General features: G+C 45.3%; 25 protein-coding genes. 7 read left to right on the forward strand and 18 right to left on the reverse strand.

The features are described from left to right. Positions 1 to 49: 49 nt before the first annotated feature. Complete coding sequence (locus tag G9G57_RS18550) at positions 50 to 808, forward strand: DUF2161 domain-containing phosphodiesterase (RefSeq protein WP_017426661.1); 759 nt, start codon at positions 50 to 52, stop codon at positions 806 to 808. Between the two features lie 19 nt (positions 809 to 827). Here the strand turns inward: G9G57_RS18550 and G9G57_RS18555 are convergent, their stop codons facing one another. Both G9G57_RS18555 and G9G57_RS18560 read right to left on the reverse strand, forming a co-directional pair. Further along, on the reverse strand, positions 828 to 2,081 hold the full coding sequence (locus G9G57_RS18555) for an aminotransferase-like domain-containing protein (protein ID WP_016820497.1): 1,254 nt from the start codon (positions 2,079 to 2,081) through the stop codon (positions 828 to 830). A gap of 49 nt (positions 2,082 to 2,130) precedes the next feature. Continuing rightward, positions 2,131 to 2,787, reverse strand: a complete 657-nt coding sequence (locus G9G57_RS18560) for a response regulator transcription factor (RefSeq protein WP_016820498.1) — start codon at positions 2,785 to 2,787, stop codon at positions 2,131 to 2,133. Positions 2,788 to 3,060: 273 nt separating this feature from the next. On the opposite strand from G9G57_RS18560, the gene G9G57_RS18565 reads away from it, so the two are divergent. Beyond that, on the forward strand, positions 3,061 to 3,468 hold the full coding sequence (locus G9G57_RS18565; protein ID WP_017426660.1) for a hypothetical protein: 408 nt from the start codon (positions 3,061 to 3,063) through the stop codon (positions 3,466 to 3,468). Beyond that, positions 3,465 to 4,532, forward strand: a complete 1,068-nt coding sequence (locus G9G57_RS18570) for a phosphodiester glycosidase family protein (RefSeq protein ID WP_016820500.1) — start codon at positions 3,465 to 3,467, stop codon at positions 4,530 to 4,532. Before G9G57_RS18565 ends, G9G57_RS18570 begins: the two co-directional genes overlap by 4 nt. A 104-nt stretch (positions 4,533 to 4,636) precedes the next feature. Here G9G57_RS18570 and G9G57_RS18575 read toward each other — a convergent pair whose 3' ends face one another. The 12 genes from G9G57_RS18575 to G9G57_RS18630 form a co-directional block, all read right to left on the reverse strand. Beyond that, a complete protein-coding gene (locus G9G57_RS18575) occupies positions 4,637 to 4,885 on the reverse strand; it encodes an AbrB/MazE/SpoVT family DNA-binding domain-containing protein (protein WP_014599574.1) in 249 nt (82 codons plus the stop codon). 376 nt (positions 4,886 to 5,261) lie between these two features. Continuing rightward, positions 5,262 to 5,726 (reverse strand): tRNA (uridine(34)/cytosine(34)/5-carboxymethylaminomethyluridine(34)-2'-O)-methyltransferase TrmL, encoded by a 465-nt coding sequence (gene trmL / locus G9G57_RS18580; RefSeq protein ID WP_017426659.1) that lies wholly within the window; start codon positions 5,724 to 5,726, stop codon positions 5,262 to 5,264. Positions 5,727 to 5,971: 245 nt separating this feature from the next. After that, positions 5,972 to 7,063 (reverse strand): 3-phosphoserine/phosphohydroxythreonine transaminase, encoded by a 1,092-nt coding sequence (serC, locus tag G9G57_RS18585; protein ID WP_016820502.1) that lies wholly within the window; start codon positions 7,061 to 7,063, stop codon positions 5,972 to 5,974. A gap of 268 nt (positions 7,064 to 7,331) precedes the next feature. After that, positions 7,332 to 8,756 (reverse strand): type I glutamate--ammonia ligase, encoded by a 1,425-nt coding sequence (glnA, locus tag G9G57_RS18590; RefSeq protein WP_016820503.1) that lies wholly within the window; start codon positions 8,754 to 8,756, stop codon positions 7,332 to 7,334. Between the two features lie 272 nt (positions 8,757 to 9,028). Further along, positions 9,029 to 10,066 carry a 3-deoxy-7-phosphoheptulonate synthase gene (gene aroF / locus G9G57_RS18595; RefSeq protein ID WP_017426658.1) on the reverse strand — a complete coding sequence of 346 codons (1,038 nt, stop codon included), beginning with the start codon at positions 10,064 to 10,066 and terminating at the stop codon, positions 9,029 to 9,031. Positions 10,067 to 10,356: 290 nt separating this feature from the next. Further along, entirely contained in the window at positions 10,357 to 11,313 is a 957-nt protein-coding gene (locus G9G57_RS18600) for a 4-hydroxy-3-methylbut-2-enyl diphosphate reductase (protein WP_031463165.1), read from the reverse strand. Between the two features lie 111 nt (positions 11,314 to 11,424). Continuing rightward, positions 11,425 to 12,903 carry a sensor histidine kinase gene (locus G9G57_RS18605; RefSeq protein ID WP_016820506.1) on the reverse strand — a complete coding sequence of 493 codons (1,479 nt, stop codon included), beginning with the start codon at positions 12,901 to 12,903 and terminating at the stop codon, positions 11,425 to 11,427. Position 12,904: 1 nt separating this feature from the next. Continuing rightward, complete coding sequence (locus G9G57_RS18610) at positions 12,905 to 13,594, reverse strand: response regulator transcription factor (RefSeq protein ID WP_016820507.1); 690 nt, start codon at positions 13,592 to 13,594, stop codon at positions 12,905 to 12,907. A gap of 150 nt (positions 13,595 to 13,744) precedes the next feature. After that, complete coding sequence (locus G9G57_RS18615) at positions 13,745 to 15,328, reverse strand: S1C family serine protease (protein WP_017426655.1); 1,584 nt, start codon at positions 15,326 to 15,328, stop codon at positions 13,745 to 13,747. Positions 15,329 to 15,523: 195 nt separating this feature from the next. After that, positions 15,524 to 15,832, reverse strand: a complete 309-nt coding sequence (locus tag G9G57_RS18620) for a hypothetical protein (protein ID WP_016820509.1) — start codon at positions 15,830 to 15,832, stop codon at positions 15,524 to 15,526. Between the two features lie 84 nt (positions 15,833 to 15,916). Continuing rightward, positions 15,917 to 16,492 (reverse strand): 3D domain-containing protein, encoded by a 576-nt coding sequence (locus G9G57_RS18625; protein ID WP_016820510.1) that lies wholly within the window; start codon positions 16,490 to 16,492, stop codon positions 15,917 to 15,919. A 61-nt stretch (positions 16,493 to 16,553) separates the two neighbouring features. Continuing rightward, positions 16,554 to 17,435, reverse strand: a complete 882-nt coding sequence (locus G9G57_RS18630) for a putative sporulation protein YtxC (protein WP_164965381.1) — start codon at positions 17,433 to 17,435, stop codon at positions 16,554 to 16,556. Between the two features lie 239 nt (positions 17,436 to 17,674). On the opposite strand from G9G57_RS18630, the gene G9G57_RS18635 reads away from it, so the two are divergent. The 4 genes from G9G57_RS18635 to G9G57_RS18650 all read left to right on the forward strand — a co-directional run bounded on the left by G9G57_RS18635 (position 17,675) and on the right by G9G57_RS18650 (position 20,941). Next, positions 17,675 to 18,070, forward strand: a complete 396-nt coding sequence (locus G9G57_RS18635; protein WP_164965382.1) for a hypothetical protein — start codon at positions 17,675 to 17,677, stop codon at positions 18,068 to 18,070. A gap of 197 nt (positions 18,071 to 18,267) precedes the next feature. Beyond that, complete coding sequence (locus tag G9G57_RS18640) at positions 18,268 to 18,762, forward strand: cation:proton antiporter regulatory subunit (RefSeq protein ID WP_025364453.1); 495 nt, start codon at positions 18,268 to 18,270, stop codon at positions 18,760 to 18,762. 4 nt (positions 18,763 to 18,766) lie between these two features. Further along, positions 18,767 to 19,993, forward strand: a complete 1,227-nt coding sequence (locus G9G57_RS18645; protein ID WP_164965383.1) for a cation:proton antiporter — start codon at positions 18,767 to 18,769, stop codon at positions 19,991 to 19,993. Positions 19,994 to 20,077: 84 nt separating this feature from the next. Continuing rightward, on the forward strand, positions 20,078 to 20,941 hold the full coding sequence (locus tag G9G57_RS18650) for a YitT family protein (protein WP_164965384.1): 864 nt from the start codon (positions 20,078 to 20,080) through the stop codon (positions 20,939 to 20,941). Positions 20,942 to 21,087: 146 nt separating this feature from the next. Here the strand turns inward: G9G57_RS18650 and mqnC are convergent, their stop codons facing one another. The 4 genes from mqnC to metA all read right to left on the reverse strand — a co-directional run bounded on the left by mqnC (position 21,088) and on the right by metA (position 25,963). After that, positions 21,088 to 22,221: a cyclic dehypoxanthinyl futalosine synthase gene (mqnC, locus tag G9G57_RS18655; RefSeq protein ID WP_016820516.1), complete on the reverse strand. Its 1,134-nt coding sequence runs from the start codon at positions 22,219 to 22,221 to the stop codon at positions 21,088 to 21,090. 340 nt (positions 22,222 to 22,561) lie between these two features. Continuing rightward, a complete protein-coding gene (locus tag G9G57_RS18660; RefSeq protein ID WP_164965385.1) occupies positions 22,562 to 23,740 on the reverse strand; it encodes an aminotransferase class I/II-fold pyridoxal phosphate-dependent enzyme in 1,179 nt (392 codons plus the stop codon). After that, positions 23,740 to 24,921 carry a PLP-dependent transferase gene (locus G9G57_RS18665; RefSeq protein WP_164965386.1) on the reverse strand — a complete coding sequence of 394 codons (1,182 nt, stop codon included), beginning with the start codon at positions 24,919 to 24,921 and terminating at the stop codon, positions 23,740 to 23,742. Before G9G57_RS18665 ends, G9G57_RS18660 begins: the two co-directional genes overlap by 1 nt. 124 nt (positions 24,922 to 25,045) lie before the next feature. Then, positions 25,046 to 25,963, reverse strand: coding sequence for a homoserine O-acetyltransferase MetA (gene metA, locus G9G57_RS18670; protein ID WP_017426648.1), 918 nt, complete (start codon positions 25,961 to 25,963; stop codon positions 25,046 to 25,048). Between the last annotated feature and the right edge of the window lie 14 nt (positions 25,964 to 25,977).

The following is a 25,977-nucleotide window of genomic DNA, read 5'->3' on the forward strand; positions in this document are numbered from 1 at the left end:
ATGGTACAATATAAGCTCGGAATAATGGGATAAAGGAGCGGGAGAATCCATGGCGGTTCGGCATGAGACGGAGCTGTACGCTCCGGTCAAAGCCTTTTTTGAAAATTTGGGATATGAAGTCAAAGGAGAAGTGCGCAACTGCGATTTGATGGGGATCAAGCCAGGGCAGCAAGCGCCTCTAATTGTGGAGATAAAAAAGACGTTTAACCTGGCGCTGGTACTGCAAGGCATGCAGCGCTTGAAGCTAAGCAGCAATGTATATGTGGCTGTAGAACGGAATCGTGCCAAAAAAGGGGCGGTGAATCAACGCTGGAATGAGCTGGTCGGACTGTGCCGCCAGTTGGGGCTTGGCTTGCTCACTGTCACGCATTTTAAAACAAAGCCTCCGCTCGTTGAGGTGCTGTGTAAGCCCGTGGCATCTAGTGATGATGTTTACAAAACGACTACCGTTCGCCGCGGCTCGCGCAAGGAAAAGCTGCTGCGGGAATTTCACGCACGCAGCGGTGACCACAATGTCGGCGGGAGCACCCGGCGCAAGCTGGTCACCGCCTACCGGGAAAAAGCGCTGCGCGTAGCCGCTGCTTTACAGGGTTTGGGGGAAGCCGCCCCGGCGCAGCTCGCCCGTACAGCAGCCGTCAGCGACGCTGCTGCCGTACTCCAGCGCAACTACTACGGTTGGTTTGAACGTGTAGCCCGCGGGCGTTATCGGCTGACTCCGTTCGGTGAAGCCGCTCTGAGCGAGTATGCAGAAGTACTGCAGCAACAGGGCATTGAAGCGGCGGCTGGAATGATGGCAGAGGATGACTGACCTCGGATAGTGGTTATTACTAGCTTCGCGCTGTAAATTCACCGATCGTCTCACCGATTAAATTCATGCCCATAAGCAGTTGTTCCCGGCCTGGGTGGCTAAAGTTAAGGCGAATATGGGCCGCACCTTCATCGCCAACCGCACACAACGCACCTGGCATAAAGGCTACGCCCTTGGGTAGCGCCGCTTTGAGCAGCAAGGCGCTGTCCAGCCCAGCGGGCAATTTCACCCACACATACATCCCACCAGATGGAATATGATACGTCACGTCTTTCCAAAACGGACGCTTCAGCAGCTCTAAGAGTAATTGGAGCCGAGTTGAATATTCCTTGTTCAACATTGCCAAGTGCTCATGCCATTGAAAACGCGAATTGGTCAGCAATTGGAACAGCAGCCGTTGGTTCATCGTACTGGATTGCACGTCAGCCAGCTGCTTCAAGGCGTACATCCCTTCGATCAGCGGCGCAGGACCAGCCGCCCAGCCAGTTCGCAGTGCAGGGGCAACTGTTTTATTAAATGAACCGATATATAGCACTTGACCGCCCTGTCCCGCATGATCCAGTGCGAATAGTGAGGGGTAAGCCTCTGCAAACTTTCGGCTCTGGGCATGTGGACTCTTATCATGGGTTTCGTGTTTTTGCTTAAAATGCAATTCACCGTAAGAATCGTCCTCAACGACCAACACCTCATGACGCCTACAGAGGTCCAAAATTTCCTGCCGTCTAGCCGCGCTCCATAAGGCGCCTGTCGGATTCGTAAACGTTGGCGTAGCAAAAAAAAGCTTGGGGCGATAACGGATCATTAAAGCTTCAAGCTTATCGGGAATAACGCCCTCCCCATCCGATTCTACAGGAACGACCTGCGCCCCTTGCATAGATAGTACCTGTAAACATCCAGGGGATGTCGGGTTCTCGACCAATACCGGATCACGTTCATCCACCATCAGCCTTACGATCAAGTCAATGGCCTGCTGGCTGCCTGTGGTGAGAAGGATTTGACCTGGCGGTACTCTTACTCCTTTACGCTGCTCCCACTCTCCCGCAAGCCATGCCCGCAACGGAAAATAGCCCTCCGGTTCACCATACTGGAGGGCGTCAGGGCCGGAGCCAAACACATCATGAGCTGCTTCTTCCAACAGTTTCACCGGAAACAGCTCTTGTGCAGGCAATTCTTCAGCCAAAGATATAAAGGAATGTCTTCTCGCATTTTCCCGGATATGACGCACTGGAGAAGCCAACATCGCAGCCGTTCGTGAAGCAAAGGAATATTGCATGAACATCCTCCTTCTCCTGAAAAATAGTCATGATCTCCGGGCTGACACGTCAAGCATATAACTGCTTCATCTGACGCGCATATAAGGCATAACGTTCAATCGCCTGCGCCCGGCTGGACACACCTAATTTCGCATAAATTTTACGTAAATAATTATCAATGGAGCGCCGGCTAACTTCGATCTCGATAGCAATTTTGTCATATGTAATTCCTTGTACAATACGTTCCATAATAAAAACTTCGGTTTGCGTCAATTCGTCAAAAGGCTCAGAAGCCATTAACGGCATAAATGGCCAGTTTCCACAACGAATCCAATCCATTGGTAATGAAGCAAATCCTTCGCGCAAACCGTTGATCAGGTGAATTAACTGGCTCGGTGATGCCTGCTTGGATAGCATTCCATTTGCGCCAAGCGAGATTAACTGCTGGAACAACGTAATATTGTCCTCATCCGTCATAATAACAATATGGCTGTCCGGAGACAAGACCCGCATTTGTGTCAAAAACGGTTCCGCCGTTCCCTCAGGCAATCTATAGTCCATTAAAATAATTTCCGGGCGAATGGAGCAAACCAGCTCCAGGCCTTCTGTGCCGGAGGAAGACATCCCTCTCACAAGCAAATCCTGCTGGTCTTCCAAAATAAGCTTTGTTCCCAGCATACTTGTAGGATGGATATCTATGATGACCACCTGCCATACTTTTCTCATACTCTAAACCTCCTGATTTACAAAAAAAATACATATTCAGCGAAAATAATCAAAAAACTAGAGAATGCTTATGTAGAAATTGCGTAAATGTGAACGTATAGGAAGCGAAAACGATTTAAGGAAATTGTATCCTAGGACTTCCTTCCGATGCAATCTCTTTTTCCAATATTTTTATATGACTATTTCGCTTTTGCGAAATAAATAGGCCCATGATAGAATTGGTACTGCAAATAAAGACTGGAAATTTGAATTTACACGGGAGTTGAAAATCACATGCAAGCTTCACCTGAACGTCCTCCTGCCGAAGCCCGGCGGAGCAATTCAAGAAAGGGGTTGCCCGTAAAGACTTTTCTGCTATTTTGGTTCATTCTTATTATACTAGGTGCTCTCGCAACCTATTTGTATAGCAATCACTTAAAGCAGCAAATGCTAAACGAAATGCAAACCCATACAGACCAACAAATTCAAGTACTCAAATCTGACTATGAAAAGCAATTGACTGCACTTTCCAAGGAAGTTAGCGGATTGCAGGGCAAGGTTCAGTCCTTCAACGAACTACTGACCTTTACAAAGGATAATGCCAATAACAAGACCGATAATAGTAATAAACTGTATACTCAATTAAATGAAGTCAAGCAGCAGCTCAATACACTTCAGAAAAAAATGGACTTGCTAAAATGAATGTAGATGCAAAGCTAGTAAACCGGTTCTTTATGTTGGCCCTTGCTCCTTTTATCGGTTTGTTAGGGTGTATTTTGTTAGTGCATCCCCCTTTGAGCTTTCCTGAATCTACATCTCCGAGTCTGCAAAAAGCCGAAATTACTTTACAAACGCAATCAGTAGGCAAGCAGCTTGATGAAGCCAAGCAAACAGCAACGTATACCTTATCTACGATTCGCCGGACGTCTGAGCTCTACAAACAAACGACCCAAACGATGAATCAGCTTGTCGTGACTGCCTCTGCGCAGTCCAAGCGTCCCGCGGTTATCTATAATCGGCGCATCACTGCCAAACTGGGGGTTCCCTACTATCAGGTAGATAGCAACCGGATTACCATTGAATTGTTTAAAGTAAACCCGGGAATTTATCACGGATACGCTATGAAAGTCAAACTTAAAGATCCTACGGCAATGAAAATGTCTTTGGGAAATGACAAATTGGGTGGCTCAGAGACGACTATGCGTGCAGTCTTGAGACACGGAGCCATTGCAGGCATCAACGCAGGCGGCTTTGCCGATGGAGATGGCAAACGCTATCCATTAAGCACTACTGTCTTGAACGGCCGCTATCTTACTGGCTTTCAGTCGAGTTTTAAGGACTTGTCATTCGTCGGATTGAGTAACGACGGCAAGCTTATTGGGGGCAAATTTTACAATCAAAGTGCTCTTGACAGCTTAAAACCTGCCTTTGGAGCTACCTTTGTTCCCGTTCTGTTGCAAAGGGGACAAAAAGTGCCTATTCCTGACAAATGGAAAGTCTCTCCCAAGCGGGCTCCACGTACAGTCATTGGCAACTATAAAGATGATCAGTTGCTCATTATTGTCGTAGACGGCTACAATGAAAGCGGGGGTTCAGGTGCAACGCTCGAAGAACTCCAAGGGAAGATGTTCAATCTGGGTGTTCAAGATGCTTATAATTTGGACGGCGGCGGTTCATCGTCCCTTATACTAAACGGCCGAATCGTAAACAAACCGTCAGATGGTAATTTGCGTCCAGTCCCTACTCATTTTTTGTTCTATAAATAGTTAGGTGTAGTGTAGTTTACCATCCAATTAAATATATGCTGTTCAGGCATAGCTCTATCCGAAAAAAAGCATCACGAACGAATGTCGTGATGCTTTTGCCTCATTTAGGAGGAGTACTGTGTCATTTCTGTCAGGCATTGAGCACAAATATAACGTTCTTTGAAATCGTTCACTTGTTCTATTGAGCCGCAGAATACACATTTTGGACGATAACGCTCCAAAATAATATGGTCGCCCTGAACCAAAATTTCGACAGGGTCTCCCTCATTCATTTGATATCTTTTACGCAATGACTTAGGCAGAACTATTCTCCCCAACTGATCAACTTTACGTACCACACCGGCAGGTTTCATCGTGATCGTACACCTCTCCTATTGAGTATTAGCTTGCAATTTTCTTTCCAGGCGAAAAACTAGGTACAAAGACACTATTCTTTATGTAGTATTCGCTGTCTTTTTGTCGAATCCTGCTGATCCCAGGAAATTTTATTACATTTTTTCATAAAATCATGAACCATATCAAAGTATGGTACAGAATGTCTATAATATTTTTATCGACCGGAAACCCAATTATCATTAGCCTTCACAGAGAATTTCCGCAAATTTATGACCATATATCCTTTATTTAAGCTCTACTGTCATGTACTTTCGAGCAATAATAGTGCAACTTTTATCAGCAACTAAGGTCCTGGTTCTTTATTCGCATTTATACTTGATCGATTGATGTTCTTTACGATAAACCTGGAAAATCCAATTGTCTCAGCGCTTCATATACGATAATCGCAGCGGAATTCGACAAGTTTAGAGATCTTACTTTATCTGACATAGGCATCTTGATACATGTATCAGGATTAGCAGCTAACAGTTCAGGAGGCAAACCTTTCGTTTCTTTACCAAACACCAAAAAGTCTCCATCCTGAAATTCAATATCACTATACTGCTGTTTTGCCTTTGTCGTCGCATAAAAAAAGCGACCTTCTTGATATTTCTCTTGTACTTCAGCAAAAGAATCGTGATACTCAATGTGAACAGCATACCAATAATCAAGCCCAGCCCGTTTTAACGTAGCATCATCGGTACGGAAGCCCAGTGGCTTAACCAGATGCAGATGAGTTCCGGTTGCTGCACACGTTCTGGCAATATTCCCTGTGTTAGCTGGAATTTCCGGCTCGACAAGCACAATATGTAATGGCATCAGTTTTTCGTTCCTTTCATTATTAAATTCATTAGACAAATAACCTAAATTCTAACTAAAATGTGTATACTGAAAACATACACTTTCTTCATTTTAACAAAATCAGAGGGATATAGACATCAAACGACAAAAAAATATCAATTTCCCTACACCACTAAAAGCCTTCCCCTATACACATTCAGGGAAGGCTTTGCTTTTACTTTTTCGATATCAAATATCGTGTATCGAAATATATGTCTGTATAATCAACTGTTACGTTGCTTAAATCCATCCATAAACTCGGCTAATGCTTGACAGTTCTCCAGTGGAACCGCATTGTAGATTGAGGCGCGAAGCCCTCCTACACTGCGATGCCCCTTCAATCCGATGAAACCCGCTTGTTCGGATTCTTTAATAAATTGTTTTTCCAGATCCTCATTCGCAAGGCGGAAGGTTACGTTCATAATAGAACGATCAGCGCTGTCCACACAACCACGATAGAAGCCTTCGCTTCTGTCAATACGGTCGTATAGCAGATCAGCTTTCTGCTGATTCACACGCTCGATGCCTTCTAAACCGCCTTCCTCCTGGATCCATTTGAGCACTTCATTCACCATGTATATGGCAAAGGACGGGGGAGTATTGTAGAGAGAGTTATTCTTTTCATAAGTACTGTAACGCAGCATCGTAGGAATATTGCCTGGTGAGGAAGCCAGTAGCTCTTCACGGGCAACCACGACCGTTACACCAGAAGGTCCCAGATTTTTTTGCGCACCAGCATAAATCAATCCAAATTGAGTAACATCAAAAGGCTTGCAAAAAATATCACTGGACATGTCCACAATCAGCGGTACGGAACCCGTATCCGGGAATTGCTTAAATTGTGTACCTTCAATCGTCTCATTGGACGTCATATGCACATATGCAGTATTCTCAGGCAAGTCCAAGGAATCCACATTCGGAAGACGCATGAATTTCTCATCAGCGGAGGAGGCGGCAATGTGAGCCTTGCCCAATAGCTTAGCTTCTTTATATGCCTTGTCCGACCAGCTGCCTGTCATTACATAGCTTCCGATCTGTCCTTCGCCTAAGAAATTTAAAGGCAGCATGGCAAACTGCGTGCTTGCGCCCCCTTGCAAGAACAACACCTTGTAGCCTTGTGGATTGCCCAGCAGAGATAGCAGACGTTCCTGCGCTTCATTATGGACAGATTCATATACGGCTCCACGGTGAGACATTTCCATGATGGACATCCCTGTCCCCTGGAAATCTACGAATTCAGCTTGTACACGTTCCAGTACTTTGAGCGGCAATGCCGCCGGTCCTGCATTAAAATTGTAGGCTCTCTTACTCAACAATTTCCCATCCCTTCTCTACTCTGGTGTGGATATTATCGCTATGATAGCAGTATTCATAAATGCGTTCAAGACTTGTATAAAAATGTTTCCGATTTCCTTTATGATGTGACAAAGCTGTGAATGTTAATATATTTAACATCTTCATTTTGTAGTATTTATCATAATGGTAAAAGGTCTCCGGCATAAGACCGGAGACCTATCTTGAACAACAACTATTCCCCGCAGGCTAATGAGTGTTATTCAAATCTGCTATGCTATCAATGTAGTATTAGCAGTCAAAATACAAGCTGTATTCATGTGGATGAACACGGATGTTCACTGATTTAGCTTCAGAACGTTTGAACTCTACATAGTTATCGATAAAGTCCTTCGTAAATACGCCGCCTTCAGTCAGGAATTCGTAATCGGCTTCCAGAGCGTCCAGAGCTTCATCTAGTGTACCAGGTACACTGCGGATTTTGCCTTTTTCAGCGTCAGACAGCTCATAGATGTTAGTGTCGAGTGGACCATAGCCCAATTCGACTGGGTTCAGTTTGCGCTTGATGCCATCCAGACCCGCCATCAGCATTGCTGAGAAAGCAAGGTATGGGTTAGCTGTGGAGTCTGGTGTACGGAACTCGATTCGACAGCCTTTAGGCGTTACAGCCGCTACTGGAATACGTACAGCCGCAGAACGGTTACCTTTGGAGAATACCAGGTTAACCGGCGCTTCGTAGCCAGGAACGAGACGTTTGAACGAGTTGGTGCTTGGGTTGGTCAAAGCGATCAACGCAGGTGCATGGTACAGAATACCGCCAATGTAATGAAGAGCCATTTCGCTCAGATTAGCATAACCACCTTTTTCGTAGAACAAAGGAGTGTCGCCATCGAAAATAGATTGGTGAACGTGCATACCGCTTCCGTTGTCCCCGAAAATCGGTTTCGGCATGAATGTTGCCACTTTACCATATTGACGCGCTGTGTTGTGTACAATGTATTTATAAACGAGCAGGTTGTCTGCTGTTTTCTTGAGTGTATCAAAACGGAAGTTGATTTCCGCTTGGCCTGCCGTAGCCACCTCATGGTGATGGCGCTCAATTCTCAGACCTGCTTCTTCAAGCAAACGGCACATTTCACTACGAATGTCTTGCTGGGTGTCTACTGGTGCTACAGGTACATAGCCGCCCTTCACTCCCACTTTGAAGGCCAGGTTGCCGCCTTCTTCCTTACGGTTCGTGTTCCAAGCTGCTTCCTCGGAATCTACGAAGAAGGAGGAGCTGTTCATGCCGCTTTCGTAGCGAACATCATCAAAGATGAAAAATTCAGATTCAGGTGCAAAGAATGCCGCTGTGCCCACTCCTGCGGATTGCAGAAATTCCTCAGCTTTTTTGGCAATACCACGAGGATCACGGTCATATTTTTCACCGTCTGGCGTAGCAATATCACACAGGATATTCAGTGTTGGATGCTGAGTGAAAGGGTCGATAAAAACCGCTTCTGGATCGGGCAGCATAACCATGTCGGATTCCTCAATGCCACGATAGCCGGGAATGGAAGAACCGTCGAAAGCAACACCGTTAACAAATGTTTCTTCATCTACTTCGGAAGCTGGCAATGAAATATGGTGAGCACGACCAGACAAATCTACAAAACGAAAATCTACCCACTCAATATTATTTTCCTGAATTGTTTTCAATACGTTTTCAACGGACATGTCTTCTTCCTCCCAATTTTTCCGAACATTAAGTCTTATACAACCCTGAAATGTTCATGATCGAATGTTTTTTTCTGTCGTCATTATAAATCTCAAACATGACACGGGTCAATAGCTATGTAAGGTATTTTTTAAACTAATGTCAGATATGCTTACGCCCTTGATAACATTTGAACAATACAAAAAGCCCGAAACATCGGGCTTTTAGGTGATTTTACTCTTATTTACTGCATTGCGGCAAAACTTTTATGCATTAATGTTAATAATTAGTTTTAAGATACAGCACTAGGTGTGTGGAATGTTTTCCCAATTGCAGGAGCCAACAATTCCAAATCTTTTAGTAAATCTGCAAATTGATCCGGGAATAGGGACTGTACACCATCACCCGTCATCGAGTTGTCAGGGTCTGTATGCATTTCAATAATTAAACCATCCGCTCCCGCCGCTACCGAAGCCTTCGTCATAGGAACAACCAGTTCACGTCTACCTGTGCCATGGCTAGGATCGGAAATGACCGGCAAATGGCTCAACTGCTGCAAAACAGGGATCGCGGACAAGTCGAGCGTATTTCTAGTGTAGGTTTCGAATGTACGGATACCGCGCTCACACAACATAACGTTCGGGTTGCCGCCTGCCAAGATGTACTCGGCAGCATTCAAAAACTCATCATAAGTTGAGCTGAAACCGCGCTTGAGCAATACTGGCTTGCCGCAAGTACCCAGCTTGCGCAGCAAATCAAAGTTTTGCATATTACGTGTACCTACTTGCAGAATATCGGCATATTCCGCGCAGATGTCTACGTATTCAGGTGTCATCACCTCTGTGATGGTCAAGAGATCGTGCTTCTGCCCCGCCTCAGCCATCATGATTAAACCTTCTACACCCGTTCCTTGGAAGCTGTATGGCCCTGTACGCGGCTTAAAGGCACCTCCACGAAGGACTTGCGCGCCTGCAGCTTTGACCAATCCGGCAATTTCATCGATCTGTGCAGCAGATTCAACAGCACATGGTCCCCCCATAACGACAAGCTCGCCGCCGCCGATATTTACACCTTTGATGGAGATCACCGTATTTTCCGGATGAAAATCACGGCTGGCCAATTTGTAGGACTTCGAAATTTTAACTACATTTTCTACACCCTTCATTTGGCGTAGATGTTCTGCCAGCTTCGGCTCTACGCTACCAATCAGTCCGATAATCGTACGATCCGATCCTCGGGATACATGAGCCTGCAATCCTTCTTTTTCAATCACTTCAACAATAGCTTGAATATGTTCTTCAGGTGTTTGAACACCAGCGATAACGATCATTTTTTTCTTCCTCTCTATAAACCATATTTTATTATCCACATAGAATAATATCATGACACTTAGACACTTAGACACTTAGACACTTAGACGCTTGTTCGCTTTTAAGCTTTTATTCGTTAAAGCAACTATACCTGTTTTAACTTGCCTCGTCAAGGCTTAATTATCCCGAATAGTTCTATTTTCTGACTTAGTGAAGCTGATCTAATTGAATAATATCGGTACTTAAACAATTTGAAAAAAGCCGCTACCCGGATATTTGTATCCGAATAACGGCTGTAATCAATGACATACTATTTCGTCGTTTTTGACTTTTCTCGTACAGGAGGCAGCAGTTTTTTCATATCAATGGTTCTCCGAATCTCCCATGTTTCCGGGTTATCCGCATCATACTGTTCCAAATACGTAATGACCTCTTTGGTAATCAGTGTAGGTGTTGAAGCCCCGGAGGTCACAGCTACTTTGGCTACGCCCTCAAGCCACTCCCTCTTCAGCTCGGTTATATCAGAAATACGATAAGCCGTAGTACCAGCTATTTCCTCTGACACCTGAGCCAATCGGTTGGAATTGTTGCTTCGCGGGTCACCGACCACGATTACCAGATCCGCCTGTCCTGCCTGCTCAGCTACCGCTTCCTGACGTACCTGTGTCGCCAAACAGATTTCATTGTGTATCTCGGCACCTGGGTATTTTTCCAGCAGCTTCTTCATAATGTGCTTGATGTCCCATTGACTCATGGTCGTCTGATTCGTAATCAGGATTTTGTCTGCTGACAGTGTAAGACTGTCAATCTCTTCTTCCTTTTCAATCAGATGAACATGGTCAGGAGCAATACCGATAGCTCCCTCTGGCTCTGGATGATTCTTTTTGCCAATATAAATAATCTGGTAGCCTTCGGCAGACTTCTCCCGAATCAGATCATGTGTCTTCGTGACGTCAGGGCAGGTTGCGTCAACCGTAGTCAATCCTTTATCTCGTGCCAGCTTGCGAACCTCTGGTGATACGCCATGAGCAGTGAAAATGACAGTACCACTCTCTACCTGGCTTAAAATCTCCATGCGGTTCGGTCCGTCCAATGTAATGATCCCTTCGTCTTCGAAGGAATTGGTGACATGACTGTTATGAACAATCATGCCTAGTATATAAATAGGCCGGGGTAAGTCCAAATTTCTGGCTGCCTGACGAGCCAATACCATGGCATCGACTACGCCGTAGCAGTAACCCCGGGGCGAAATTCTGAGTACCTCCAAAAATAGCCCCCACTTTCTTCGACACAGTATACAGCCCCAATAACTGGACAGCTGTGGGCTTTTATGCCTCTACCGGCCAATTCTATGATGTAGTTCCCCTCCTATTATAGCCTATTCCAAAGGCGCGGAAAAGCTGACTGGAAGCCAAATGACAAAGGTCGTTCCTTCTCCTTGGCGCGTAACCACTTCCACAGACCCCTGATGTTCATCAATAATCCACTTGGCAATAGATAATCCCAAGCCAATTCCCTCTGTCACGCCGCGTGACTCATCTGCCCGGTAAAACCGGTCAAAAATAAAGGGAACCTCACTTTTGTCCATACCAATACCTGTATCACTGATCCGTAGCCCCACCTGTCCCTGATAAACAATCGCATCAAATCGGACTGTGCCTTCAGGTGTATATTTAAAAGCATTATCAATGAATATGAATAGCATTTGCTGCAAATAATCTTTGCTTCCGTCCATATAAATACCATTCAACAACGAAAAGTCGCCCACATTCCATTCGGCCGTTCGCTCCAAAAACTGAGCACGACGAGCAACCTCGTTTACGAGCGGCTCCAGCGCAACAGGCATTTTATCGAATGTTTTCCCCGTGTCCGCTCTTGCGAGTGACAACATATCGCTCACCAAGCGACTCATTCGCTTGCCTTCATCCGCCATGTCATTCAGCGCCTCCATGGAAAGCTCGCGAATCATGGCTTCATCCATATTCGGTCGCTCGTCCGGTTCGGTAGTCCACATTTTGAGCAGAAAATCAACGTTGCCACGAATCGTCGTCAAGGGTGTGCGCAGTTCATGGGAAGCATCGGCCACAAACCGGCGCTGCGCACCATATGCATCTTCAAGTTCCTTGTAGAACACTTCTGTACGCCCCAGCATGTTGTTAACCGTCCCGATCAATTGTCCAATTTCATCTGGCGGACCGTCATATTCAATCCGAACACTCAAATCATTACTGGATTGAATTTGATTGGCCCCCTCAATGACCTTAACCAGCGGCTTCATAGATTTACGAGCCAGGAAGAGACCAGAGGTCGCAGCAGCGAGTAAGGCAAATAGTGAACCGTACACAAGCACATTTTGTAACCTGTTCATAAGTCGGTCCTGAGAGCCCGTGAATTGCCCTACCTGTAGCAGCCCGACCACCAAGCCCAACTCCTCGGATTTGATCGGCTGTTGAATAATCATAAAGGAATCACCATTTACGTTCACACGCCGAATCCCCTCATTTTGAACTGCTCCTGCCGCTGTAGACGGAACAGGGAAGGTGATACTGAGGTCTTTCATATTTTGGGTCGTTTTGGTTACACCGGACGTATAATTGTAAATTTGAACATAGAGCTGTGAGTCATCTATTCCACGCCCCTGCTCCAATCCCAAATCCAGATTAGGGACCTCAAACAATCCCCCTTTTATAATAAGGCGTAATTGCTTGTTAATTTGTGGCGCCTGAGTCATAAGCTGACTTTTCACTTCATTATATGTGTAGTAATATACTAGTCCGTAAATAGCCAGACCAAAAATGACAAGCACTATAGCCAAGATGCTCGAATACCAAGCTGTCAGCCGCCACCGAATAGACATATTACACATCACCTCTTAAAATATAGCCAGCTCCCCGAATGGTACGAATAAGCCGTTTGCCACCATCCTGCTCCGTTTTTTGTCGCAACATGGCAATATATACTTCCAGCACATTCGATTCTCCGCTATAGTCATAGCCCCAAATTTTATCCATAATCAGATCACGCGACAGAACGCGTTTTGGGTTTTGCATGAACAGATGGAGTAGTTCAAATTCTTTGGCCGTCAGTTCCAAGCGTTTGCCACCACGAACTACTTCACGTGATTCGTTATCCAGTTGTAAATCCTCGAAGGTAAGCCGATTCCCATTATTGTCCTGCTGTTCAGTTTTACGCCGCAAAAGCGCTCGTACGCGTGCCAGCAGCTCCTCCAGAGCAAACGGCTTTACGAGATAATCATCAGCCCCCAGGTCCAGACCCTTCACCCGGTTCTCCACCTCATCCTTAGCTGTAAGCATCAGGACAGGTACCGTGCTTCCTCCCTCCCGCATACGACGGCAAACCTCAAAACCATCGACCTGCGGCATCATTACATCGAGCACGACCAAATCAGGCTCAGCTGTTAGCATTTTATTTAATCCCTCTGCTCCATTGGCGGCTGTCAGCACTTCATATCCTTCAAAAGCCAGCCCTCTACGCAGCATGGATACAATTTTTTCATCATCATCAATGATCAGAATAGTAGAACGCATACACGATCAAACTCCTTTATCTCTTCTTCTTTTCCCTCTATTGTAGCAGGAGTAAACGCGTGTAGCATCTTGCCACCCAATGCAGCAAGAAACGGAAGGGTCGTTTTCCTTCCGTTTCTTACGTTCGTGTTCAATTCTAGAGTTATTCTCTTACTGCTGAAGAGTCGAGCTAAAGTCATTTTTGTTGCCTATTTTCAGCTGAATATCTTTTTTCTGCCCGGCTCGTTCGATGTTAAGCGTAAGTGCTGTACCCACTTTTTGTTTTTGGATGAATTGAATTAACTCCTGTGATGTGCTATAAGGCGTGCCATTAGCTCCGATAATTACATCGTAAGGACGTAGATCGGCCTGATATGCTGGTGATTTGTATATAATATCCCGAACAACCGAGCCTTCGGTCAGAGATGTACCCAATTCCTTGGCTACTTCAGGGCTCAAGTTTAACAGACTTGCACCAATGAAAGGTACAGGTTCTTTTGGAATAGGCTGGTTATTTTTCAGCTTATCGACGACTTCCAAAATCGTATTGGACGGAATTGCAAACCCGATCCCCTGTGCATCTGCACTAACAGCTACGTTCATACCGATAACCTGCCCTTGCAGATTTAACAACGGTCCGCCAGAGTTACCAGGATTAATGGAGGCATCCGTCTGAATGAGATGCTTGTATTGTGTCGGTTTTCCAGTTGACTCACTATTAATGGTGATGGTACGTTCTTTCGCGCTTAGCACACCGGCTGTTACCGAATGCTCAAAGCCTTCTGGGTTACCGATTGCAACCATCCACTCGCCGACTTTAGCGTTATCGGAGTCTCCCAAGGTTACGGTCGGGAAGTTATTTTTGCCTTCAATTTTAAGAACTGCCAAATCTAGATCTGCATTTTTGCCCAAAACTTTGGCTTCGTAAGGCTTGTTGGTTCCCTCTACTGTAACCTGTACCACACTCGCGCCTTCCACAACATGGTTGTTAGTCAGGACGTAACCCGATTTATCAAAAATAAAACCGGAACCAATACCCAGCGGAGTCAGCTGTCCACTGTTGCTGCCTTCATTTTCATTACTGTTGCCGCTACTGCCACTATCCCCATACTGGTTACCGAAAAAGTATTGATACAGCGGGTCATTGTAATAAGGGCTGCTTTGTCTGCCACTTCCAGCACTTGATTGCTTGGCAAGTGTTTCAATTTTGACGACTGCCGGGCCAGCCTTGGCTACAACAGATTGAACATCAGCCGTACCTGAAGGCATCACAGCCGGAACTGCGCTGGGAGACGAGTTAGTGGTTCCCGAATTCGTCGTTTCTCCGCTTTCAGCTGCTGCCGAAGTCAACGCTGTCTCCGGTGTGAACATATTGGTTCGGTCAGCTGTATACATCAATACCGTAATGACCAGCATTCCGGCTAAAAAAGATAACAAAATCGTTTTTACCTGCGATTTGGGCTTATTCGGTTTAAATTGCCAGTTGCCGCTATTCCGACCAGAACCATCCTGTTGCTCAGGCATAGCACGTTGATAAGAGGAAGGAAGCGGTCTCACTGCCTGCGGTGGCGTAATCTCAACGTTCTCCACCGACTGCCCTTCCCTGCGTTGTCCGTCCGACTGCACTGAGGAGAAAGGGCCATAGGAATAGTAATATGAGGAACCATTTGAATCGTTTGGCCGAGTTGTTTTATCGTTATCAACCTGATCATTGTCGTTCCGGCGCCCGGAATTATTATTTTTAAATTCGTCCATTGTATATCTCCTCCCAAACCCTATGCTTCAAGGTGGTGTTGTTTAGCTGACTTTATTTTGCACTTTAAACCTTAATTCCACCTTAAAAAAAATTAAAAAGGAGATAAAACCTCAGACCTATTGTATCTAGCCACTTTTACTCAACGCGAAATGCCCCGGAATTCAATCCGGAGCATTTCGTGTTGAGTATGCTTTTTATTTTGTGTTAAAGTTCTCGTCGAACTTTTCGTTCGGTGTTTGTGCATTGCTTTGAATTTTGCTGCGACTGGAGTTTTGAACTTTTTGCGCTACTGCACTTGTACCGCCTTGATCTGTTGCAAATTCTTCGTCATACTTCTCATTTGGTGTTTGGAAGTTGTCTTGAATTTTATTTTGTTCAGACTGCTTCACCTTTTGAGAAACAACGCCTACCGTATCGTCTTGTGCAAATTCCGCTTTGAACTGATTTCCTGTGTTTGCCTTGAAGCCTTTGTTCATGAAAGAACTACCGCCTTGATTTGGCATATTCCTCGACCTCCCAGTATGGTTTGCGGGATAAGCTCATCCCGAAACATAGTATGTGAAGTCAGGAAAAACAATATTCAAGGATTATATGGAAGCATCCAGTGTCTCGGGCGGAATGGTCTTATGCGTTTCTATCGCCTTTTGCAGCGATTTTATCATTTTTTCGGTACACTTGCCGTTTCCTTTTTTTATGATTTGAACATCCACATCTTTCTTGCCCCATTCAGAATACACCTGCCGGATTGTTTTAAAATACAAGTCAATTTTATTGCCCTTAATCGCTGAACCTGTATCTGCTACAATCCCGTAACCGTAACCTGGAATGTACAATATGCTGCCCAAAGGAAACATCTTCGGATCAGCCGCAATCGTGGACAGTGTATTTTTGTCACGACGCACTTTTACACCGGAATACGTAATACCGTAACCGGGATGATTCGGCCGTTTGCCAGTGGATTCATACCCTGCTGTATAACCTGTTGCCGTGACCGTCATGGTCGTAATAACCTGCTCTTCGCGTGGAGCTATAACAGGTGCGGATTGCCATTTCTTATGCTGGACCGGTTCTTTGTGACCGTAAACCTCATTGCCGGATAATACCAGACAGATTGCGATTAACATGGTTCCCAAAACCCGTTTCCATACCAACATGGATCTCATAAAAAACCTCCCCTTGAGGCAAAGGCTTTCCAGAAATCCATGAGTTTATACGGACTATTAATTATTTTTGAACATCCTGCCCCGGATAAAGCCTGCTTAGCTTCACTTTGTCTTCAAAAATATGCAGAAGCGTTCGCACAATAGGGGTGTGCTCATCGTCTGTGTGCAATATAATGGAAGCAGGAGATATTGAAATTAGGGTACTGACGATTCGATCCTCAACTTCCATCTCCAGTTCAATACCGGGCATTTCTACAATAATATCATCCGCATCAGGGGTCGGTATCGGCACCATGGCACTATCGAGAATGGTAAAATCATGCCCGCCTTGGTGAAGTACATGCACGAGTGGAACTTTGCTCTCCTGAAAAAACACAAAATATTTAAGCAGCCCCATAAATTCTTCGTATTGCCGATCTGCCCAGAATTCTTCCATCGCATAGTCAACGATTTCTTCAAGCTCTTTTTTGTACGCATGCAGTCTGAATTGAATAAGCCCTTCCAAATTGATTACACGAAGCTCCTTAAAGTCCTTTTCCAAGAGAGTGGTCAGCTTACTATGGCGCTTTAAACGTCCTCGGGGACCATCATCATTTAACAGTGAGCGAATCATGCTACGAATTTGTTCAACGTCCTCTTTCTCCAGCAACGAGCAGGCTTTGTTGAGAATATGATCGAGAATCCCCCACTCCCTGACTTCGATAATATAATCCGCTATGGCCGAAGACATGATGCTGTATACACAGGGAAGAAAGCTTTCAAACGCTGAATTGCTTTCAGTGCCCTTGCAGGTCCATGCCACTTTGTTGTCCAGCTGTCTGAAAGTGAATCGAAATCCGCGCCGTGACATATGTAGTCCCTTGGTTCTACTTTTGACCACTTCGTAAAAACGGTCGGTTTCTTGATCTCCGTCTGTATTGGTCCACACTGTAAACAGTTCCATTGGCTCACTCCTTTCGATCACTGCTTTCAGTATATGGCGGCCTCTGAAGGGTTATACGAAGTGAACGACTGGAAACAAAAAGACATATGCAAAAGAGGGTGATCTGGTTTCAAAGAGACGTTAAGCGTGTTATAAACAATTACCGTGATTAGGTAAAAACCGAAAGACGTTTGAATATTTAGGGCGGGGTATGTTAAGGTTATAGTGATATGAATTTTTCACAAGAGGGAGGAGATAAGATGTCAACGATGCTGAACATGCTGCGCACATTCATGATCGTCATATTGAGCCTCGTTCAGATTTTGTCCCTTCCTGTGACGTTTCACGCGGAAGATACCACTCAATCCCTTCAGTTTACTTCGGGATCTTCACTTATGCTTCATGCTGATGTTACTTCGTTAGAAACGGATTCTCACGGTCTGGAACATCATTCCAAACCAGCGGTGCGCAAATCCTCCCCATTACTGCATCTGGTGATCGCTGCGGCTAAATCACTTCCCTTTGTCATTCTGATAGCGCTTGTGCTGATAATGAGCATTCCTAAGCTACGTCTGCCTTTTATTCCTGTCATCTGTAAGCTAAAGAAACAATTGTTTTTGTTCCCCATCAAATTTACCTCTAGTTATGTGGCTTAACCTCCTTTTAGCATGCATATCACCATATTTGCATGTCTCTTTGCTAACTTTTCCTATTCATCTACTGCGTAAAATTTAGTTTTCCATTTTTTATTTAAAATTTAATGCAATCTAATTTTTCATATCACTTCCAAAGTATGTGATTTATTTCCCATATCATTCACTTAAATAAACGTATTATACGGGAGGCTTTATAAATGGATATTCGAGAGTCTATTTTGCCAGGAATCGGAATTAAGTATCGAATTGATGCGGAGAGTGGCGACCGAATTGTCATTATTATTCATGATGATGGCAGACGTGAGCTATATCACTTTGATTACGAGGATCTGGAACAAAGTATTTCTATGACGACCCTGAATGATCAGGAAGCACGATTAGTAGCCTCCATCATCGGTGGTATGACTTATAAGCCCAAGCAGCTCGAAAGTGTAGAGATGACATTTGACGATTTTATTATCGAATGGTACAGAGTGGAATCCCACTATGCAAGTATAGGCAAATCCATTGGGGAGCTTGATGTAAGGCAAAATTCGGGTGCCACGGTTATCGCCATTGTGGAGAAAAAGGGAAAAAAATATGTAAATCCTGGCCCTGAAGTGATTATTAGCGATGATGCCACTGTAGTTGTTGTTGGAGAACGTGACCAGCAGAAACGCTTTAAACAAATCCTTATGAACGGAAGCGGGTGATTGGATGGATCATCTGGTATTTGAGGTTGGATTGGCTATTGCTCTAATCGCTGCAGCGGGGCTGATATCCTCCAAACTGCGCTTCTCGGTCATCCCTTTTTATATTCTGATCGGAATGGCAGTTGGACCTCATGCGATGGAGCTATGGCATTTTGATTTTCGGTTTATCGAAAGCGCCCCGTTTATTGATTTTATGGGGAGAATCGGAGTACTGTTTCTTCTCTTCTATCTAGGGCTGGAGTTCTCAGTAGGTCGGTTGATTAAATCAGGTCGTTCCATTGCTGTGGGCGGTACCATTTATATTGGCATCAATTTTACACTGGGGCTGGCTCTCGGCTTCCTGAGCGGCTTTCCTGTAGCCGAGACACTAGTTATTGCCGGAATTACGACAATATCATCCAGTGCGATTGCAGCCAAGGTGCTAGTCGATCTCAAGCGTACCGCTAATGCTGAAACAGAAATGATTTTAGGTATTATTATGTTTGAGGATGTTTTCCTCGCCGTCTACATCTCCATCCTCTCCGGATTGGTTCTTAGCGACTCTTCCTCGCTCGGGGGTGTACTGCTATCGGCACTCATCGCACTTGGCTTTATGCTTGCAGTTATTATTATCGGTCGAAAGACCGTCCCTCTGCTAAATCGGATTCTCCGTATCCGCTCCAATGAGGTATTCGGACTCGTTGTTTTTGGCTCACTGTTTCTGGTGGCTGGTTTTTCAGAAACGATCCATGTAGCAGAAGCTATTGGAGCCCTGTTGGTCGGTCTGGTACTGGCCGAAACGGAACACGCCAAACGGATTGAGCATTTAATTGTTCCTTTCCGCGATTTCTTCGGTGCTCTGTTCTTCTTCAGTTTCGGACTGTCCATTGATCCGCTGTCCCTAGGAGGTAACGCCATATGGCTTGCGCTGGCAGCAGTCCTTCTCACACTATTTGGTAACATTTGGGCAGGAATGCTGGCCGGGCGTACGGCGTCCTTATCTCCCAAAGCATCCGCAAATATCGGTTTGACTATTGTGGCGCGAGGCGAATTTTCGATCATCATGGCCAACTTGGGTAAAGAAGGCGGTTTGCTTGATATTGTTCAACCTTTTGCAGCCATCTATGTACTCATATTGGCCATTCTTGGGCCGCTTCTGACAAAGCAGTCAAAGCCTATCTTTAATATGCTAAACAAAATATTCAAATTTAAGGACCCTCGCTTACGAAAGGAAGAAAGCAAATCGGCGTAACTGTAAAAGCTGGATACGACAATCCATAGGAGGGAAGGCTATGCCGCACGCTGTAAAACATGCCGAAACTTTATGAGGCGGCTTGTGAAGCCCGCTTCAGGAGATGCGAGCAGGTTCCCTGTCTTTTATACGGTAATTGGCGGAATTACGGCATCCGTCGGTCTGGAATTGTTTTTACATCCGCATGATATGATCGCTGGAGGCGTTACGGGAATCTCCAGACTCATGTCGCTTTATACACAGGAGCATTTTGGGTTACTGCTATTTGTTTTGAACTTGCCACTAATGCTGCTGTATTCTTTGTCTACTCACAAACCCATGCTGCTTCGCGCACTCCCCGGCTTGTTTGCCTTTTCAGGCTCAGCCATCATTCTCTCGCCTTTTCCGGCAGTGAGTGGCCATCCGGTCGTATGTGCTTTGGGAGGCGGAATCTGTATTGGGCTTGGGGCAGCGCTGACAGCTCGTCACGGAGGGTTGCTTGATTCATTAGGACTCAGCGAATCTGACGATGGCCGTCCATCCACTTTGTTGCTAATTCATCGGAAAATTCCGTTAATACAGATCGTAATGTTGTGTAATGGCCTGCTGCTCATTACGGCTGGTTTTGTGTTAGGCTGGGAGCCAGCCCTCTATTCCGCCTTATCCTGTCTCGCTGCCTATGAAACGACTCGGCTGATGTTTACTGGTCTGAGACGCATGGTCTGTGTTGTCAGCAAAAAACAGCCAACTGTCGAAGATGCCATATATCGCAGGTTGCGTTTACACAGCACACCTATTGAAGGTTCTGCCGCCCAGGTAAAGGGCAAGATTAAAAGCGAATCAGATAAAAATGAACAAATGGTCATCATTTACAGTGTTCATCTTTTGGATTTGCAGCGCTTTAAGGCGGCCATCCAAATGGCAGACCCACAGGCTGAGATCATGTATATGAAGCGATGGGAAACGTAGCAAAGCCCAAATATATTAACCATAATAGAAAAAAGATTAAAGATATTGTAGTATTCACTCTTCCGCACAAAAACGCTTATCTTCACTATCCTTGTACATAGGATAGTGAAAGATAAGCGTTTTGTAATGTACGATATTAGCTGATATTAATTTTGCATAATAAAGTCATGCTCAATACTGCTGGCACTGTCAAAAGTACGAATAATATCATAACGGGTATTGCGCTGTGCCGGAATGTGACCCGTCTCACGGATCAACTGTAAAATGGATTCGATGTTAACCTTATACGTTGCGCCTGCAGCGGAAACTACATTTTCCTCAATCATGGTGCTGCCAAAATCATCACAACCGTAGTACAGTGATTTTTTACCGATTTCCGGTCCCATCGTTACCCATGAAGACTGGATATGCTTGATGTTATCCAAAACAAGACGACTGATCGCTACAGTCTTCAAATATTCCTCTGGCGTCTGGCGTTCTTTCTTCAAATTCGTGTTGTCTGGTTGGAAGGTCCAAGGAATAAAGGCCAGAAATCCTTCAGAATTATATTTGTTTTCAATGCATTCGTCCTGAGCATCACGGACACGCAGCAAATGCAGCGCACGCTCCTCCATCAGCTCGCCAAATCCGATTACCATGGTAGCCGTTGTGTTCATCCCAACCTTGTGAGCTGTTTGCATGACATCCATCCAATCACGCCAGGAGCCTTTGAGACGGCTAATTTTGCGGCGTGTACGGTCATCCAAAATTTCTCCGCCTCCACCCGGCAGCGAATCCAATCCAGCTTCATGAATGGCTCGGATCGTTTCCTCCATGGATAGGCCGGATTTTTCCTTCATTTTGTGAATTTCAGCTGGTGAGAAGGAGTGCATTGTAATATCTGGAAAACGTTCCTTAATAGCTTTCAGCAAATCGGTATAATAGCTGAACGGCAGGTTTGGATTTACACCGCCTTGCATTAAGATTTCGGTGCCACCTACATCCTGCGTTTCCTTAATTTTTTGGAAAATCACCTCATCCGGCAAAACATAACCTTCATCGGAACCCGGTCTGCGGTAAAAAGCGCAAAAGCGGCAGTATACGTCACACACGTTCGTATAGTTAATATTTCGTCCGATGACGAAGGTTTTTATGGGATCGGGATGCATGCGATTCATGACTTTATTCGCCGCATGACCTATTTTTTCAACCTCGTCTGATTCGAACAAAGCAACGGTATCCTCTAAATTCAGGCGTTCGCCGCGCAGGGCTTTATCTAAAATATGGTCGATTACACTCATGGTGTATCCTCCTTCGCTGTCACAGGGCGACGAAATGAAAGACAGGACTTATGAACGAGAATGCTTTCACAAACCTGCGTTCGAACCCTGCCGTAATGTATGTTCATGACTAGCCTTGTATGTTGTCTGTGCTATTTAGCATAGTAAAACCTAATGATAATACTAACATATCTTTTGGTAAGGAACCATACTTAGACTGAAAAGTGCCTTTTTTCACACTGTCTATCATGTCTTTCATATAGAAAACAGCAAGTCTCCTGAATACCGGAAACCTGCTGCTTAGGGCTGTACCTATTTGCTTCCTTCGTATAACGTTGAGATGCTATGGGCGTCTAACATTCTAGCTCAGCGCCTCATCCAGATCACGGATCAGGTCATCAATGTCCTCCAGACCTACGGAGAAACGAAGTAGTCCGTCTGTAATCCCGCGCTCCAACCGTACACTTTGCGGCATAGCCGCATGTGACATCATTGCTGGGTACGACAAAATACTTTCCACAGCTCCCAGACTCACCGCCACAATGGGAATCCGTACGCGACTGAGAATCCCTTTGGCACGTTCACCCGAACCCACATCAAACGATATCACTGCACCATAACCGCTCGATTGACTCTCATGAATCACACGCCCTGGATGATTTTCCAGGCCCGGATAGTATACCGCTTCAATGTCATTGCGCTCGTTTAGCCAATTGGCAAGCTTAGCTGCACTTTTTTCGCTGTGAGCCATACGTGCCTCCAGTGTCTTCATACCACGCATGAGCAGCCAAGACTCTTGCGGTGCCAGCACAGTACCTAATCCATTCTGAAGCTGCTTGATTTGTCTCCCCAACGACTCAGTACGAGCTACCGCAAGCCCTGCCAGTACGTCGCTGTGTCCACCCAAAAACTTGGTCGCACTGTGCAATACAATATCGACTCCCTGCTCAATCGGACGTTGATAATAAGGTGTCATAAAAGTATTATCCAATAACGTCAAAAGTCCATTTTCCCTTGCCCATGAGGTTATTCCAGCTACATTGGTAATTTTGAGGGTCGGATTAGACGGGGTTTCCATATACACAGCCCTTGTATTTTCCTGCAACGCCTCTTTCACAAGGTTGAGATCCGTCATATCAACGAAGGTCGTTTCAATATTCATCCGTTTCAAGATGGAGGTCAGCAGTCGATATGTTCCTCCATATACGTCCTCCGAAACAATGACATGATCACCAGCGGATAAGAGCATAAATGTAGTGGAGATGGCAGCCATACCTGATGCAAAGGCAAAACCGCAAGCTCCGCCTTCTAATAAGGCGATATAATCCTCCAAAGCTTGTCGTGTCGGATTACCTGATCGGCTATAATCATGCTGTGGGGGATTAAAAATATCATGATGGTGAAAGGTCGAAGCTTGATAGATCGGGACACTCGATGCCCCTGTAACACTGTCAATTTCAGAGCCAAAATGCAGCAGCTTGGTTGCGAATTTCCGCCCTTTGTCCAGATCCTCTCCGATCTTCCTCGCATCCTCTATCATTACTGCTCCCCTCCTTCTACTTCTTGACGTGCCGCTTCCAGTGCCGAACGCAAATCTTCAATCAGGTCATCTGTATGCTCGATACCTACGGAGAAACGAAGCAACCTGTCATCTACCCCGACTGCATCCCGAATTTCTGCTGGTATGTCCGCATGTGTCTGCACAGCAGGATAGGTCATTAGCGATTCCACACCGCCTAGACTTTCGGCAAACGCAATAAGCTTAATATGACGAAGCAAAGGCTCCACATAGCGAGCATCCTTTACTTTGAAAGAGAAAATACCCGTGTTTCCGCTGGATTGTTTATTTTGTATCTCACGACCTGGATGGCCCTCAAGCGCCGGGTAAAATACTTCCGCCACTGCTGGATGCATCAGTAAATAATTAGACAACACCGTAGCATTATGCTCATGTCGATCCATACGTAGCGCTAACGTCTTCATCCCCTTCATCAACTGATAGCAGTCGCTTGGGGAAAGCACGGCCCCTATGGAATTGTGCAGGAAGGAAATTTCAGCTGACAGCTCTTTTCCTTTGCTTACAATCAACCCTGCCAGCACATCGTTGTGTCCGCCCAAATATTTGGTTGCGCTATGTACCACAATATCCGCACCTAGTTCCAATGGCCGCTGGAAATATGGTGTTAGCAGCGTATTATCTACAATAGTAAGCAACTCATGTTGTGATGCCCATGCAGCCACTGCCTGAATATCAGTTATCATCATTAACGGATTGGTAGGCGTTTCTATGAATACGGCTTTGGTATTCGGTCGACATGACTGTTGGAGTGCTTCGAGATCGTTTGTATCCACATAAGTTGCGGTCACACCAAATTTGGATAAAATACGCTCTAGCAAACGATAGGTCCCGCCATAAAGATCCAGCGATACAATGAGGTGGTCTCCCTGTCCAAACAAAGCAAATACCGTTTGCAGCGCTGCCATACCTGAACTGCAAGCAAAGCCTGCATCACCAGATTCAAGTGCAGCAGCAGCCTCTTCCAGTACCTTTCGCGTGGGATTAATCGTCCGAATGTAATCAAACCCTGTGCTTTGACCCAGACGGGGATGGCGGAACGCCGTAGATTGGTAAATCGGGTAATTAACAGCCCCGGTTACTGGCTCCTCTACTGAACCGATTTGTGCCAATCTGCTTTCGATTCTCCACTGCTTCTCACTCATATGAATCCTCCTGTTCACTTCCATAGTAGGTGCTATAACATATGCTGCAAAAATGGATGTCCAAGACTATACTGCTGCGCTACTGCAAGGTGGTACTGTATAAGGGTAAACTACAAACCCATTTTTAAATCTGAGGTCCGATATCATAAGGTGTTTCTTGGTATACATAATAGTTAAGCCAATTTGAAAATAATAAATTGGCATGAGCCCGCCAGATCGAGGGCGGTATGCGTCCAGGATCATCATTAGGATAATAATTTTTGGGGACGTCAATATCCAGTCCTTTGGCTATATCGCGATCGTATTCCCATTTCAGCGAAAGTGGGTCATATTCTGAATGCCCTGTTACAAAAATTTGTTTACCATCAAGCGTGGCTACCAGGTACACTCCGGCTTCCTCGGATTCGGATAAAACTTCTAATTCGGCAATATGGTCAATATCTTCCCGCCGAACCTCGGTATGCCGAGAGTGGGGAGCATAAAACAGTTCATCAAAGCCGCGTAGCAGTTTCACTTTAGGTTTAATAACGGTGTGTGGGAATACCCCAAAGCATTTGGTGTCGAGCCCGTATTTCGGAACATTGAAATGATGGTATAAGCCTGCCTGTGAGGCCCAACAGATATGCATGGTCGAAGTAACATTTGTTTTCGTCCACTCAAAGATTTGCCGGATCTCCTGCCAGTAGGTCACATCTTCAAACTCAAGTTGTTCTACGGGGGCTCCTGTAATAATCATGCCGTCAAAACGACTGTTCTTGATCTCATCAAACGTTTTATAAAACATGTTCAAATATTCTTGCGATGTATTTTTAGATACATGTGACTTCATATGCACCAACGTGACATCCACTTGTAACGGCGTATTGCCGACCAGACGCAACAGTTGGGTTTCCGTTGTTTCCTTCGTAGGCATCAAATTCAAAATGGCGATGCGCAACGGACGAATATCCTGATGATAAGCCAGGCTTTCGTCCATTACGAAAATATTTTCGCCCTCCAGTACTTCCTTAGCAGGCAGTGTATCTGGAATTTTAATCGGCATGTAAACTCACTCCT

Origin of the sequence: Paenibacillus sp. EKM211P, assembly GCF_011066175.1 — a bacterium.
Lineage (GTDB): Bacteria > Bacillota > Bacilli > Paenibacillales > Paenibacillaceae > Paenibacillus > Paenibacillus polymyxa.